Raw genomic sequence first — 13263 nt, 5'->3', positions numbered from 1 at the left:
GATTTTACTTTGTTATATGAAAGTTAAAATTGGAATTTCCGAATTTTCCATAAAGTCGTAGCCAGATCGGAAGAAGCATCTCTGTCGATCGAGCGCCGGTAATATCCCCTAAGTCTAATATATTCTTCCAGCCGAAGTCTTCGGATAGTATCTTCGCGACCGTCGCTTTTGCGGCCGCGTCGTTTCCCGAAATGAAAACATCGTGGTCACCTTTCACCAAACTAGAATCTACCATGAGATTACAGTTCATCGTGTTTAACGTTTTAACCACGGACGTCTCGGGAAATTCTCTTTGAATCGCTTCTCCTAAAGAATCAGTGTTGCTGATGAATAGAGACGGGGGCATACCGTTGGAGAAATCCAACGGATTGGCAAGATCTATAAGAATTTTTCCCGTAAGAGCTATCGATCCTGCTAACCGTAAGGCATCGACGGAGATATCTCCTTTTGTGCAGTTAAAAATAACCTCTCCGAATTCTGCAGCGTCCTTAAAAGTACCGTGCGAGGCATTGCTTCCCGCCGCTGCCACCCATTGAATAGCCTTTTCGTTCTTTGGGGTTCGAGAGCCCATTTTTACTTCATGATTTCTTTGAACCAGTTTATTTGCGATCGTATTGCCGACTATTCCGGTTCCAAGTATTCCGATTTTCATAGGTTTTTCCTTCCTGATTAGACCCGTAAGCTTTCTCAAATAATAAGTCGGATCGTTAAAATTCGTTATCGGTTTAGTAAATGTAAGGAATGGAAGAATGGAAAAAATCTGTATCTTAAAAAGAGCAGGAATCTGTAGCTTTTTTTATTATAGTCTTTTCGTATAATAAGCTCCATTCTTTATCGATTAAAGAGTTGTGATGGATTTTTCCTAACGAAGATAGAAAGGAGAACGATCGAATGAGCAAAATAGCGTACGAAATTTTTCAGGTAGATGCGTTTACGGATCGATTATTTTGCGGAAATCCTGCGGCCGTAATTCCATGGAAAGGGGAGTGGCCGAACGACCGGTTGTTGATTCAAATTGCTGCAGAAAATAATTTATCTGAGACGGCCTTCTTTCGCCCGACGAAGAAAGAGGGTGAGTTCGAGTTGAGATGGTTTACTCCCGAGGTCGAAGTTGATCTCTGCGGTCATGCTACTTTGGCGACTGCAGCAGTCATTTTCGAATATGGGACCGATTTAAAAATCGGAAATAGGTCGATTCTCCGTTTTCATAGTAAGAGTGGAGCGCTGGAAGTCGAGAGAGAGAACAAATTGTTTTATTTGAATTTTCCATCACGCCCTCCTAGTTCCTTGGATGTTAATCAGGAACTTTTAAAATGTTTTTCGTTAAAACCGCAATATTTGTTACAGGCAAGAGATGCCGTTTTTGTTTTCGAGAAGGAAGAAGAGGTTCGACAATTGGAGCCGGATTTTGATGCAATTAAACGAATCCCTTTTTTTGCGATCATCGCCACGGCGCCTTCCACATCGGGCAAAGAATATGATTTCGTTTCTCGATTTTTTGCGCCAGCGAAGGGAGTGCCGGAAGATCCTGTAACCGGTTCTGCCCATTGTACTTTAATTCCATATTGGGCGAAAAGATTACAAAAAAAGGATTTATCGGCTTTCCAAGTCTCCACGCGCGGAGGTCATTTAATCTGTGAGGATAGAGGAGACCGAGTTAGAATAGGTGGTAGATGCGTTCTTTATCTGAAAGGGAACGTTTTTCTTTAAGCTTTAGAATCGGATTAAAATTCGATCGAGGGGCGCTAAGACGGTCCTACGAAATAAAACCTTACGACCTAAATAGTAATTTGCGACTTAACTTTCGAGGAATCTTTTACCGTTTTCGAATTCCATTCATTAGCAATCTGACTAAGGTTTTCGCGGCATCTTTCGCGTTGTTTCGGGTTAAACCTAAGTTGTAAGTAAGTTGTTGTTCATTTATTAAAGTTGAAAAACCGTGAACAATCGACCATGCGGCGGAAGCCATTTCTACGGGAGGATAATCAGATACCTGCTCTTCATGGCAGGCTAAAACCGTCTCCCATAGTCTGAGAAAAGCCCCCTTACCAGCTTCTTGTAACTCCAATAGATCATCTTTGGGACCGAGATCAGTATGCCACATAGCTCTATAATATCCCGGGTTCTCCACGCAAAACGATACGTAGGCTATTCCAATTTTTTCAAGTCGATCGATCGAATCTCCGGGGATTGCAGTTGCTTCAGCCTCTAAAAAAGCTTTTGTAATCCCTATGAATCCGTCCTTTGAAATTTCCGCCAGAAGATCTCTTCGAGAAGGAAAATGGCGATATGCAGCCGCGTGACTGACTCCGGCTTCCCTTGCTATTTCGCGAATGGTAAAGGCGGAATCTTTACTCTCTTCTAATCTCTTTAAAGCTAGAGCCTTTAACGTTTCCGCTAAGTTACCGTGATGGTATGCGCGCTCCGGCTTTTTAGTCTTTTTTTTTGCGGGCATAAAAATTTCCTAAAAAAATGTTGACATCGGTAACATCAGGTGTTACCGATAGTAACATTCCTTAATGCTATCCGAATTGGGACAAGTATTTCCCATTTTCGTATTTGGGAAAATAGAGGTTAATATGTCTGTGGAGTTGGTTTTTACGGTTCTTAGTCGTTTTTCACTAGTAGGGTGGTTGTTACTTGCTATCTTACCGAATTTGAAACTCACTAAAGTCCTGGTTCGTAGCGGTTTATGGTCGGCAATACTTTCGGCCGCCTACTTCTTAATATTGGCGACTAACAGAGGATCGGACGGGAATTTTCAATCTCTTGCCGGAGTTGCTGCATTGTTTTCTAATTCTTGGGTTCTCTTAGCCGGTTGGGTACATTATCTCGCTTTCGATTTATTATTGGGAATTTGGGAAACGAAAGAGGCGGAATCGGTCGGACTTTCCCGATGGATTCTTATCCCCTGTCTGTTTCTTACTCTTATGGTTGGACCAATCGGTTTTTTAATATTCTATGTTATACGTATCATTAAAGGAGGATTCAATGTCAACTTATAGCATCGCCTTTCCATTATTGCGAGAGTCGGAAGATTTTCTTTCTACTTTAAGAAGTAATCGGCCTCTTTCCTTTTTCGGCGGCATCATCGGTATATTGGTGCTACCGGCATATTTCCTACTCATGGGATTTGATAATAGAACTATATCCGGGATTAATCCATGGATCAAACCGGTTAAGTTTGCAATTTCTATCTGGATCTTTCTTTGGACGATGGGATGGATTCTAGACTATCTGCAGGAATATCCTAAGTTTCGGGACCGAGTTGAAAAATACTTCGTCGTCGGAATGGGGGTCGAGCTCTTTCTAATCACTGTTCAAGCTGCGAGAGGCGTTCCGTCCCACTTTAATCAATCTACGATTTTGAATTCGATCATTTATGGCGTTATGGGATTGTTTATTTATCCGGTCATTCCTGCCGCCATCCTGATTGATCGTAAGTTTAGCAACCCGATTAAAGGATTAGATATTAGGTTAAAAACCGCGATTCGAATTTCATTATGGGTATTTGTCTTTGCATCTTTGATAGGCTCCTATATGACCGCGATTTTCTCGCATTCCGTCGGTGTATCCGACGGAGGCGAAGGTCTTCCGTTTTTGAATTGGAGTCGCAACGGCGGTGATATTAGGATTGCGCATTTTGTGGGAATTCATGCACTTCAGATCTTACCCTTATTTGCTTTGATAGCAATCAAAAGGGATTGGTCGCAAAAAAGCATCAAGTACGCGGGAGTCACTTTGGCTTTCTTGACTAGCGGGGTCTTTATGAATGCTTTGCTCGGCAGGCCCCTACTGTAGCGATGCGATACTATCGAGATTTACGATTTTACGTTGGAACGGATTAATTTGCTCGGAAATTTATCATTATATAATCCGGTTATTGCCTTTCCGTTCCAAAGTAAAATTTACCTTGTTTGCGAATTAACTTTCTAGTAATTAAACCTTCGGCTATGATTAGCAATCCCTGAGCTGCAGCATGCTTCTTTTCGATAGGCATATCTTGCTGCTTTGTCATAAGGTCATGGACAAAGGCTCTCCTTTTAGGTTCCAAAACCCCGAGCATCGAACCGCAAACTTTTTTATCACCAACCATAAAGGCTAACGCCAAAGTTTGGGGTGGTGTCTCGTTACAAAGGTAATGAAGAGCTAAGTTATCGAAAAAAGATAGTTCTTCGAACGATTTTAGAGTTAGTTCTTCGTCTTCTTCTTGGCTCATATATTACTCCTGTTCCTCTATCTTTGAAGAAAGATAATCTATTAAGTATTTTGCGTTTGGACCTTCGCCCGTTGCTTGACTGACGATCTCATCCGCTTGAAATTTTCTGCCTTTTTGATGAACGTTTTCGCGTAACCATCGAAGTAGCGTTGCAGTCTTTCCTCCGCGCAATTCATTCGGAAAATTAGGATGCTTGGATAGGAAACAGGAATAAAGTTGCGCTGCATAGATATTTCCTAATGTATAGGTAGGGAAGTATCCAAAAGCGCCGCTACTCCAATGGACGTCTTGAAGATAACCTTGGCTGTCATTTGGTACTTCAATTCCGAGTAATTCCTTCATTCCGGCATTCCAAGCTTCCGATAGATCTTGGAGCTTCAGTTCCTTTCGTAATAGCGCCCGCTCTAATCGAAATCGAAGGATTATATGCAGATTATAGGTGACTTGATCCGCTTCTACCCGGATAAGCGAAGGCTTTGCTCTATTCACGAATTTATACAACATAGCGAAAGGAAGATCTCTTTCGGAAATATTCAAGCCGCCGACAAACCTAGGATATACTGCCTCCCAAAACTCCCTAGATCGCCCTACTTGGTTTTCCCAGAGTCTACTTTGCGATTCGTGGAGTCCGAGTGAAGCGGAATCCTTTAATGGAGAATAAGCGCCTTCTATTAACGAAATTCCCGTTTCATAAAGCGCATGTCCTGTTTCATGTAGGACAGAATATACCGAGGAAAGGGGATCGTCTTCGTCATATCTTGTCGTTATTCGTTTATCAAAGGAGCCCAGCGAGGTGGAAAATGGATGAGCGCTTGCATCCAATCGGGAAATATTTTTCGGTAAACCGAGTAGTTCAGGCAATCGTTCGTTAAAAGGTTTCTGCAAGGAAACAGGAAATCTTCCTTTAAACGGAGAACTTACGTCTCTAGATTTACTAACGAGAGGAACGAGAGATTTACGAAGACTTTCAAACAGACTGTCTAACGATTCGGCCCTTGCACCTGCTTCGTAATCCTCCAATAAGGAATCGTAAGCTTCGGTTTCATAACCGAGATAATCCGTTTTTTGAAGAGTTAAATCCAGTAACTCTTGGAGTATTTGAATAAAAGCCGTTGAATCATTTTTTTTCCTTGCTTCGGTCCAAACCGAATGCGCTTGGCTAGTTAGCTTTGCAAACTTTTCTACCCAAGAACTTGGAACGGAAGACGCACGTTTTAGATCCCTGAACAAAAGTTCTAATTCCCTGCTTCGCAGTTCCTTTCCAGGGAGATTTCGTTTATTGTTTTCTTCGAAAGCTTTCTCCGCTAACGCTTTAAAAGTATCGATTGTAAATGCTTCGTGAGCCATTCCGGAAAGCAATCCGATCTGCTCAGCTCGCTCTTCTTGTCCTGCTTCCGGTAAGGTGACTTCCATGTCCCAATGGAGAACGCTCAAAATATTTCTAAGGTGACTGATTCGTTCGAACTCTTTTCGATACTTCCAAAAACCGGGGAGATCCTTCTCCCAATTTCCCAACTCAATTTCCCACATACAAAAATCATTCTTTTCGATTGACATCCTCCTAACCAACAAAAAACTATCCCTATCTTATCGCGGGCATGGTGTAATGGCTAGCACCGTAGCCTTCCAAGCTTCTAGTGAGGGTTCGAGTCCCTCTGCCCGCAAGTTTCTCACTTCAGCCCGGATCCTAAGATCTTTCCTTAAAAATACCCGCATCGCAACGATCTTCTGGACCCGCCGTCTTCGAATCGCCTACCGTTATACGGTTTGAATACTTTATAAAATAAACTTTAATGCGTGATCGCCGCTCAAAAATTGCGGGTCGTGCCAATCCCAAACTCGGGAGGGGTTTGCATCTATACTTTGTGGGCTTCTATTCCAGATAGTCGGACCTAAATCCGCCGATGCTCGAAAATGAAAAATAAAACTTAATAGGCAGGCGATAAGCCAGAAAGTTCGAACGGCTTTGTTCGATCGAATATGTTCAGAAAGTTGTAATACACCTTTTAAGGTAAACCATAGAAAGAATGGAATCGTTTCCGTTAACAATCTCGGCCCGATGGAATGACCTCCCCACCACATATCGAAGCTGGAAAGGAGAATCAAGTGCAGCGCCATGCAGATCAGAAATAGGATTGAAATAGGCGAATCCTGATCTTTGTTAATTCGTAGAATCCCTAGAATCGATAAAGCCAGGAAAGGCGACCAGATAAATAATCCTCTGTTGGGACTAAAAAGTAATCCGGCAAAAGCTTCTCCGAATTTTTCGAATCGGAAAATTCGAGCAGAATGATTCGAATAATAAGCCGGTAAAAAACTTTCATATATGTCAAAAGTATAATACATAAAAAGAAGAAAAACCGGGATCGCAGTAACAAACACCCAGACTACCTTTCTTCTCTCCCTAAGTAATAGAAAGAAAAATGTCGGAATGGAAACCAAAAGGGTGGTGGGGCGAACCCATATTGCGAAGCCGCAGATCAATCCGATCCAGAGCAGTTCTTTCTTTCCGTAAATTCCTCGAATTAGAATATACATTAACATCGTATTAAGTAGAAGCGCGCCGCTCTGCTGCCAAATGGCCCGACCCCCCGTCGACAATGTCGGGGTCGCAAATGCAAAGAGAATGGCGAAATAAAGCGCTTTTTGATAACCGAATTTCTTTTTAAATCCTAAGAAGATGAATACCGTTGCCAGAGCCATCCATCCAGCCGCGACGAACTTTCCCGCCTCGATAGAATGGTTTAATATTTCTTTCGAACCGTTTATTTGGGTCATCAGGAATAATTGCGGAATCGCTAGAATCGAAACTCCGATCGGAAAAATATTATACTCTTTACCTTTGAGATTTATTAAACCGTAATCCGTGAACTCTTTGCGCAAGTCCTGGAACTCATCCAAGTTGGTATCGCCATGTAGAATAATACTCATCCCGGTCGGGACGTTCCAAATCGTATCCGAACGTGGTGTAACCGGTAGTAGCACGTTTACAAAGAAAACGATAGAAAAGAGAAACGGAATGCTATTTTTTTTCATTTAAGAGTTGGTCGTTCTTTCAATCAATCAGAGAAACTTTAAATTAACAAATCGGTTAGGAAGCTTCTTTTTCCAGTCTATCGGCTGCAAACGCTTCTTCCAACTGCTTGACCGCATTCTTAGAAAATGCGATGAGCTCTTTTTCATTATGGCGAACTTTGTATTGTCCTAATAACATTTCTTCGTCGTAATCTCTAAATTTCTGCAGAATCGCTTCCACCTCCGACGGTAAGAAACCCAGTTCCATCAGGACCTCCCCACCTATCTCGAGTGACGAAGCAAACGTGTCCCTACGGATCGTCTCCACTCCCAGATCCATTAGATTAAAATAATGGGCTCTGTTTCTTGCGCGAGCGATGATCTGGAGATTAGGGAAATTTTTCTTCACGAGTTCCGCAATCTTTAGGGATAATTCCATATCCTGCACGGCCAGAATCAGAATATCAGCCTGGGCGGCTCCTGCCGAGACTAGCAGATCCAATCGACTTGCATCTCCGTAATAGATTTTGTGACCGAATTTACGTGCGGCGCTAACCTGCTCGGCATTATGCTCCAGTGCGGTGAATCCGATTTTATGCACGTAGAGCATCCTGCCGATGATTTGGCCGACACGACCGAACCCAGCGATGATGACTCGATTTCTCTCGTCGATTACATCTGCGGGCATTTCCTCTTCCTGATTGAAATAAGGGTCCAGTAGCTTTTCTTTTAAAATCGTAAAGAACGGGGTTAAAAGCATCGATATCGTAACGACTACGATGGAATATTCCGATATTTGTTTACTAAGAATTCCGAATTGAACTGCTACATTCAGAATAACGAAAGCGAATTCCCCGCCCTGAGATATATTTAACGATAAGTTTATAGCTGATTCGCTATTTAAATTATTGAATCTACCGATGATATATAGAATTAAGCCTTTGACGAACATTAAGCCGATTGCAATCCCTATTATAAAAAAAGGATCCATTGCTAGTATATTTACATTCATAGACATACCTACGGCCAAGAAGAATAGGCCAAGAAGTAATCCCTTAAACGGCTCCAAGTTAGCTTCCAGCTCGTGACGATATTCGGAGTCGGCTAGAAGCACACCTCCCAAAAACGATCCAAGAGCCATCGATAGACCGACCATTTCCATAGCTAAGGCGACTCCTAAGACGAGCAGAAGGGAAAGCGCTACGAAAATCTCATGGTTCCCGGAAGAAGCGATAATCCGAAATAAGGGTCGCGTCAGGTAACGGCCTCCCAAAACGACTAATAGAATTGCAAATAAGGCTAAACCGAATTTAGCAGAGTCAAAGGCGACCTGATGGTCTGTAACGGAATTATTCAGTGCAGCGAGAGGTAGGATCGCCATGACGGGAATTACGGCAAGATCCTGGAATAATAGGATGGCAAAGGCCGATCTACCGTGCGCAGTCGTTAACTGATTTTTTTCGGCCAAAGATTGGAGTGCAAATGCTGTAGAAGAAAGCGAAAGACTCAGGCCTAAAAGAGAAGAGGCTACCCATCCGATATGAAACGTCCATTCTATCAAAAAAGTTAATATACAGGATGTAATCGCGACTTGTGCAAAACCCATCCCGAAAACAGGTTTTCGAAGGACCCAGAGGGTTTGTGGGCGAAGTTCCAAACCGATTAAGAAAAGCAGTAAGACGACTCCGAACTCCGCAAAATGAAGTATTTCCGTTCCTCCGGTTACTAATCTTATTCCATACGGACCGATTAGAATTCCTCCGGCTACGTAACCGATGATGGATCCGATTCCTAATTTCTTAAATATGGGAACGCAAAGGACCGCCGTTGCTAATAAAATAATCGCCGTGATTAAAATGCTCTGCTGTTCCATTCGAAATTACCTCGTAATTCTTTTTTGTTCGGACGTATGGCGACTTCCGATTAATGGGAAGTGGATTTTTAATTTTCTAAAACTTAGAATATTCCGGTTATACATAAAAAATCTAGAGTTGTACCGTTAAAATATTAATGCTATCGTATCGACTTTAGGTTTAACTTAAGATTCTTTCTCGCAATAAAAATAAATGGACTTGATCCATTTATGAATAATTCTCGGAAACCTAAATCCGAGCGTTAGGCTGCGATCCCGCTTCGAAAAAATATGAACAATTTAAAAGTATCCATTGCGATCTGTATCTTCGGATTTTTCGTTCTCGGTTCTTCTCTTTATTCTGAGGAAAATCAGAAGGTTATTTCTTCGCAGGACTTAAAAATTTCAGAGAAAAAGGAAAATGTTCCGTCTGAAACGAAGGAGACGGATTCTAATTCTTCAAAGGAACTTCAAGTTGAAGTAGAATCTGAGAAGAAACCGTCTCTTACCGCGAAGGATATTGCAAATTTGTTTCCTTTGAAGTTAGGATTTTTCGTAGATAGTTACTACAATGCAAGCTTTAATCGGCCAAATTCCAAGGAAGCTTCGTACACTACTCAGGCAACGCGAACCAACGAATTCAACATCAATTTGGCGTATTTGGACGCTAATTTTGAAACGAATAAATATCGGGGACGGTTCGCCGTTCAGTTCGGAACTTCCGTAGCGGCGAATTACGTCGGGGAAGGAACAACAGGTAAAACGAGTAACGAATTTTCAGTTCGTAATATGCAAGAGGCCTACGGAGGTATCAAACTTGGTAAGTCCACGTGGTTGGATATGGGTATTTATTTTGGACACTTGGGATATGAATCCTGGGTCTCTCACGACAACTTTGTTTATACGAGAGCCCTTTCCTTAGATAACGTACCATATTACGTTTCCGGTGTTCGTTTAAGCGGAAAAATCACAGATAAATTGAAATACCAATTACACTTGGACAACGGCTATCAAGTCGTAACGGACAATAACAAGGACGTCTCCGGAGGATTTCGATTGGAGTGGACTCCAATGAAAAGCCTTATGTTTCGATGGAATACGTTTATGGGAAACGAGCTGCCGACCCCGATTCCAAAGGAAGTTCGTTATTATAATAATTTTATCGCGGAATGGAAACCTTCCGATACTTGGATAATCGCTTCGTCGTTCGACGTCGCATATCAGCGCAGAGCGGACGATCGCGACTTAATATATCTTCCCAACGGGCCGGCCTACTTAAATAGGGATAGTTCCGCTTATCGCCAACTATATGTCGGAAATCTTTGGGTGGCCTATCGATTTTTACCTGAATGGAGGATCGGCTCCCGTCTCGAAAGATATGTGGACCGGGAGCAGATGATCGTTCAAACCGGAACCGTACACGGTTTTCAAACCGGCGGGACGACGACGACTTTGGATTATATTCCGAACGAGACTTTTCTGGTTCGATTCACTTACCAGTATCGACTTTCGAGAGACTCAGTTTATCCCAGGGAAGCTAGTATGTCGAGACTGGACCGTCAATTTATATTCTCTCTATCCATCAAGATCTAATTTTTTCTTAAATCGACTATGTAGGCGTTTATTCACCGGACAACCGAACGATGAATAAATTTCGCTCGATTTCATTCTTTGAACTTTAGTCTAATCATTCATTTTTAATAATAGAGCCATTAAAAATCTCTCTACAAAGAAAAATAGATTGCAAAAAATTAAATTGTATACAATATAAATATATAAATCTGGAGAAATTGCACAATGGCGCAGAATCTATACGAATTAACCGCTACTTTGAATAGCGGAAAAGAAAAGAAATTGGAAGACTATAAAGGAAAAGTACTTCTTATCGTCAATACGGCGAGTGAATGCGGTTTTACCCCGCAATACAAAGGTCTTCAAGAAATGTACGACAAGTATAAATCGGAAGGATTGGAAATTTTAGGTTTCCCTTGCGATCAATTCGGTCACCAAGAGCCCGGAACCGACGATGAAATTCAAAATTTCTGTCAGGTAAACTTCGGAGTCCAATTCCCTCTTTTCAAAAAAATAGAAGTAAATGGCGATGGGGCGCATCCTGTTTTCAAATATTTGAAGAATGAAGCTCCGGGACTTTTAGGAAAAGCAATCAAATGGAATTTCACCAAGTTTCTCATAGATAAGCAGGGCAATGTGATTAAACGTTTTGCCCCGACTACTCCTCCGGAAAAAATCGACGAGAAAGTGAAGGAACTCCTTAAAAAGTGAGAGAGAATTCGTTAAGTCTAGATCGGCAGATATGCTTTCCGCTCTACGCGTCCTCTAGGGTAGTGACGGCATTGTACCGTCCTATCTTGGAGGAATTCGATCTAACGTACCCGCAATATATAGTACTTCTGGTTTTGTGGGAAGAAGACGGAATACCGTTAAAAGAAATCGGCGATAGACTATTTTTAGATTCCGGTACGTTAACCCCGCTGCTAAAAAAAATGGAAACGCAGGGACTTTTGACGAGAGAACGTTCGAGTGAAGATGAGCGCTCACTTGTCGTAAAATTAACGACTAAGGGACGAAATCTTCGCAAAAAGGCAGCGTGCATTCCCGAAAGACTTTTTGCGGAGTCCGGACTTACTCAGGAAAAAGTGACTAAATTAAAGCGGGAGTTGGATGAGTTTCTGATATTACTCACCGATAAGCTGGGAAATTCCGCGTGACAAATCCCTTTACTTGGTAAGAATTGATACGCTTTAAAGACTGCCTTAGAAAAGGCATAAAGGAGTGAAGAATGAAAAAAATTCTTTCCATGATCTTGTTTGTTTCAACGATTCTCTTTCTTGGCGCTTGCTCTTCCGAGGTAAAAAAAAGCGAACCGGCTTATCAACCAAATTCGGATCTTCGCACAGTAGAAGCTAGCATGATTAAAGAAGGCGATAAAAGGTTAAAAGCGGAAGCTTTACTGGGTACGCCGACTGTCGAGCAAAATACTCAAGACGGATCCCTTTTGGAATGGTATCTAGAATCGACTACTTATCAAAAGAATTCGTACAAGACTTTAGCCGAAAAACCTTCAAGAATTAACGACGATACCAAGTTCATTAGAGTGGTCGTCGATAAGAAAGGCGTTATCAAAAAATACGAATATAAACTTTAATTCGCGTTTTATACGTTCTATTTCAAGGAAGGTCGCTATACTTTGCGGCCTTCTTTTATTAAATATCGTCCTCTAATATATCTAAGCCCGTAAAGCCGATCAGAAAATCCAATAACTCAGCCACGTTAAATCCGATACGAATTCCGTACCGAGCTCCTACATAGAGTTCTAATTGAAATAAAAATGCCTTTGGATAATCGTCTTTATTAACGGGGTTTTCCGCTAAGAAGCTTTGAAGCGCTTCGTTCTTTTTATCCGGATCCAGATTTTCTATGTACTTTCGAAAGAACGCCTCTTTCTTTTGCTTTCGCCTTTCTTCTACGGGTATATTATAAAACTTTAGATATCGAATATCGAAGCTTTTCGCTTTTTGTCTTTCATCCAGAGTATCGATTTCCGAGTTCTCATTATTATTACCCTCTTCTTCCGGGAGCTCCGGAAATAATAATCCTGGATTAGCGTTACCCCCCTCGGGAGCTTGCACATCCACATCGGGAACTTTCGGAACTGGAGGCGCAGCTTTAATTCCTTTAGGGAGCGCATGAAATTTATCGCTTCCTAAGATCCCGAAAATGAGTTGTTGTGAACGATAGGATCCGATGCTGCCTCCTCGGATTCCGTATCCAGTCCCTAAATTCTTCTTTCCCGGCTCCGTTTCTCCTCCTTGAAAAACGAATCCGGCAGCTAAAGGACCGACTCTCACTCCGAGGCCATAACCCGGGTTTTCAACCCCGGCAGTGAATACGTCTTGAAGATCGTTCTTTCTTTGTGACCAGTATGTTGCACAATTGAAACAGAAAACGAAACTCAATAAAATCGGAAATAATCGGAAAGGAATTTTCATGAAGTAGGGACCGGAAAACGTTAAGAGCGGATCTTCCAATCCAAAGTATGGCTCTCGAACAAAACTCAGGTCTAATTGCGGAAAGGCAACCTGAAAACTCAAAATTGATTTATTGGTTTTCTTCTCCGAATCTTAAATGAAACTATCCCGGAAGTTAGAAATTTTGT

The 13263-nt window shown here is 41.9% G+C and carries 14 protein-coding genes and 1 tRNA gene; 8 read left to right on the top strand and 7 right to left on the bottom strand.

Features of this window, described 5'->3' with window-relative positions; all coding sequences use genetic code 11:
• Nucleotides 1-4: 4 nt before the first annotated feature.
• A complete protein-coding gene (locus LEP1GSC050_RS11775) occupies nt 5-652 on the bottom strand; it encodes an NADPH-dependent F420 reductase (RefSeq protein ID WP_010571411.1) in 648 nt (215 codons plus the stop codon).
• 239 nt (nt 653-891) lie between these two features.
• Here LEP1GSC050_RS11775 and LEP1GSC050_RS11770 point away from each other — a divergent pair, with 239 nt between their 5' ends.
• Nucleotides 892-1710 (top strand): PhzF family phenazine biosynthesis protein, encoded by an 819-nt coding sequence (locus tag LEP1GSC050_RS11770; protein WP_010571410.1) that lies wholly within the window; start codon nt 892-894, stop codon nt 1708-1710.
• Nucleotides 1711-1816: 106 nt separating this feature from the next.
• Here LEP1GSC050_RS11770 and LEP1GSC050_RS11765 read toward each other — a convergent pair whose 3' ends face one another.
• Nucleotides 1817-2455: a TetR/AcrR family transcriptional regulator gene (locus tag LEP1GSC050_RS11765; protein WP_010571409.1), complete on the bottom strand. Its 639-nt coding sequence runs from the start codon at nt 2453-2455 to the stop codon at nt 1817-1819.
• A 124-nt stretch (nt 2456-2579) separates the two neighbouring features.
• On the opposite strand from LEP1GSC050_RS11765, the gene LEP1GSC050_RS11760 reads away from it, so the two are divergent.
• The gene (locus tag LEP1GSC050_RS11760) at nt 2580-3005 is read left to right on the top strand and encodes an ABA4-like family protein (RefSeq protein ID WP_040911646.1); all 426 of its coding nucleotides are present in this window, start codon (nt 2580-2582) and stop codon (nt 3003-3005) included.
• Complete coding sequence (locus tag LEP1GSC050_RS11755) at nt 2992-3801, top strand: hypothetical protein (RefSeq protein WP_010571407.1); 810 nt, start codon at nt 2992-2994, stop codon at nt 3799-3801. The genes LEP1GSC050_RS11760 and LEP1GSC050_RS11755 overlap by 14 nt, the downstream gene beginning before the upstream one ends.
• Nucleotides 3802-3880: 79 nt before the next feature.
• Here LEP1GSC050_RS11755 and LEP1GSC050_RS11750 read toward each other — a convergent pair whose 3' ends face one another.
• Nucleotides 3881-4219, bottom strand: a complete 339-nt coding sequence (locus LEP1GSC050_RS11750) for a hypothetical protein (protein WP_010571406.1) — start codon at nt 4217-4219, stop codon at nt 3881-3883.
• A 3-nt stretch (nt 4220-4222) separates the two neighbouring features.
• Nucleotides 4223-5749 carry a carboxypeptidase M32 gene (locus LEP1GSC050_RS11745; RefSeq protein ID WP_040911317.1) on the bottom strand — a complete coding sequence of 509 codons (1527 nt, stop codon included), beginning with the start codon at nt 5747-5749 and terminating at the stop codon, nt 4223-4225.
• Between the two features lie 62 nt (nt 5750-5811).
• On the opposite strand from LEP1GSC050_RS11745, the gene LEP1GSC050_RS11740 reads away from it, so the two are divergent.
• Nucleotides 5812-5883: transfer RNA gene (locus LEP1GSC050_RS11740), tRNA-Gly, on the top strand.
• A gap of 112 nt (nt 5884-5995) precedes the next feature.
• Here the strand turns inward: LEP1GSC050_RS11740 and LEP1GSC050_RS11735 are convergent.
• Nucleotides 5996-7255 (bottom strand): glycosyltransferase family 39 protein, encoded by a 1260-nt coding sequence (locus LEP1GSC050_RS11735; protein WP_010571404.1) that lies wholly within the window; start codon nt 7253-7255, stop codon nt 5996-5998.
• 55 nt (nt 7256-7310) lie between these two features.
• A complete protein-coding gene (locus tag LEP1GSC050_RS11730; RefSeq protein ID WP_010571403.1) occupies nt 7311-9107 on the bottom strand; it encodes a monovalent cation:proton antiporter-2 (CPA2) family protein in 1797 nt (598 codons plus the stop codon).
• Nucleotides 9108-9377: 270 nt separating this feature from the next.
• Between LEP1GSC050_RS11730 and LEP1GSC050_RS11725 the strand changes: the two genes are divergently transcribed.
• The 4 genes from LEP1GSC050_RS11725 (at nt 9378) to LEP1GSC050_RS11710 (ending at nt 12252) form a co-directional block, all read left to right on the top strand.
• The gene (locus tag LEP1GSC050_RS11725) at nt 9378-10679 is read left to right on the top strand and encodes an outer membrane beta-barrel protein (protein ID WP_010571402.1); all 1302 of its coding nucleotides are present in this window, start codon (nt 9378-9380) and stop codon (nt 10677-10679) included.
• 204 nt (nt 10680-10883) lie between these two features.
• Nucleotides 10884-11369 (top strand): glutathione peroxidase, encoded by a 486-nt coding sequence (locus LEP1GSC050_RS11720; RefSeq protein ID WP_010571401.1) that lies wholly within the window; start codon nt 10884-10886, stop codon nt 11367-11369.
• On the top strand, nt 11366-11815 hold the full coding sequence (locus tag LEP1GSC050_RS11715; RefSeq protein WP_040911315.1) for a MarR family winged helix-turn-helix transcriptional regulator: 450 nt from the start codon (nt 11366-11368) through the stop codon (nt 11813-11815). Before LEP1GSC050_RS11720 ends, LEP1GSC050_RS11715 begins: the two co-directional genes overlap by 4 nt.
• A 71-nt stretch (nt 11816-11886) precedes the next feature.
• Nucleotides 11887-12252 (top strand): LIC13410 family lipoprotein, encoded by a 366-nt coding sequence (locus tag LEP1GSC050_RS11710; RefSeq protein WP_010571399.1) that lies wholly within the window; start codon nt 11887-11889, stop codon nt 12250-12252.
• 58 nt (nt 12253-12310) lie between these two features.
• On the opposite strand, the gene LEP1GSC050_RS11705 is transcribed toward LEP1GSC050_RS11710, so the two are convergent.
• Nucleotides 12311-13096 carry an LIC13411 family adhesin gene (locus LEP1GSC050_RS11705; RefSeq protein ID WP_040911645.1) on the bottom strand — a complete coding sequence of 262 codons (786 nt, stop codon included), beginning with the start codon at nt 13094-13096 and terminating at the stop codon, nt 12311-12313.
• Nucleotides 13097-13263 lie beyond the last annotated feature (167 nt).

The sequence above is a fragment of the Leptospira broomii serovar Hurstbridge str. 5399 genome, from assembly GCF_000243715.2.
GTDB lineage: Bacteria > Spirochaetota > Leptospiria > Leptospirales > Leptospiraceae > Leptospira_B > Leptospira_B broomii.
Note: the sequence above shows the minus strand (reverse complement) of the source record. Positions and strands in the feature narration are given on the sequence as shown.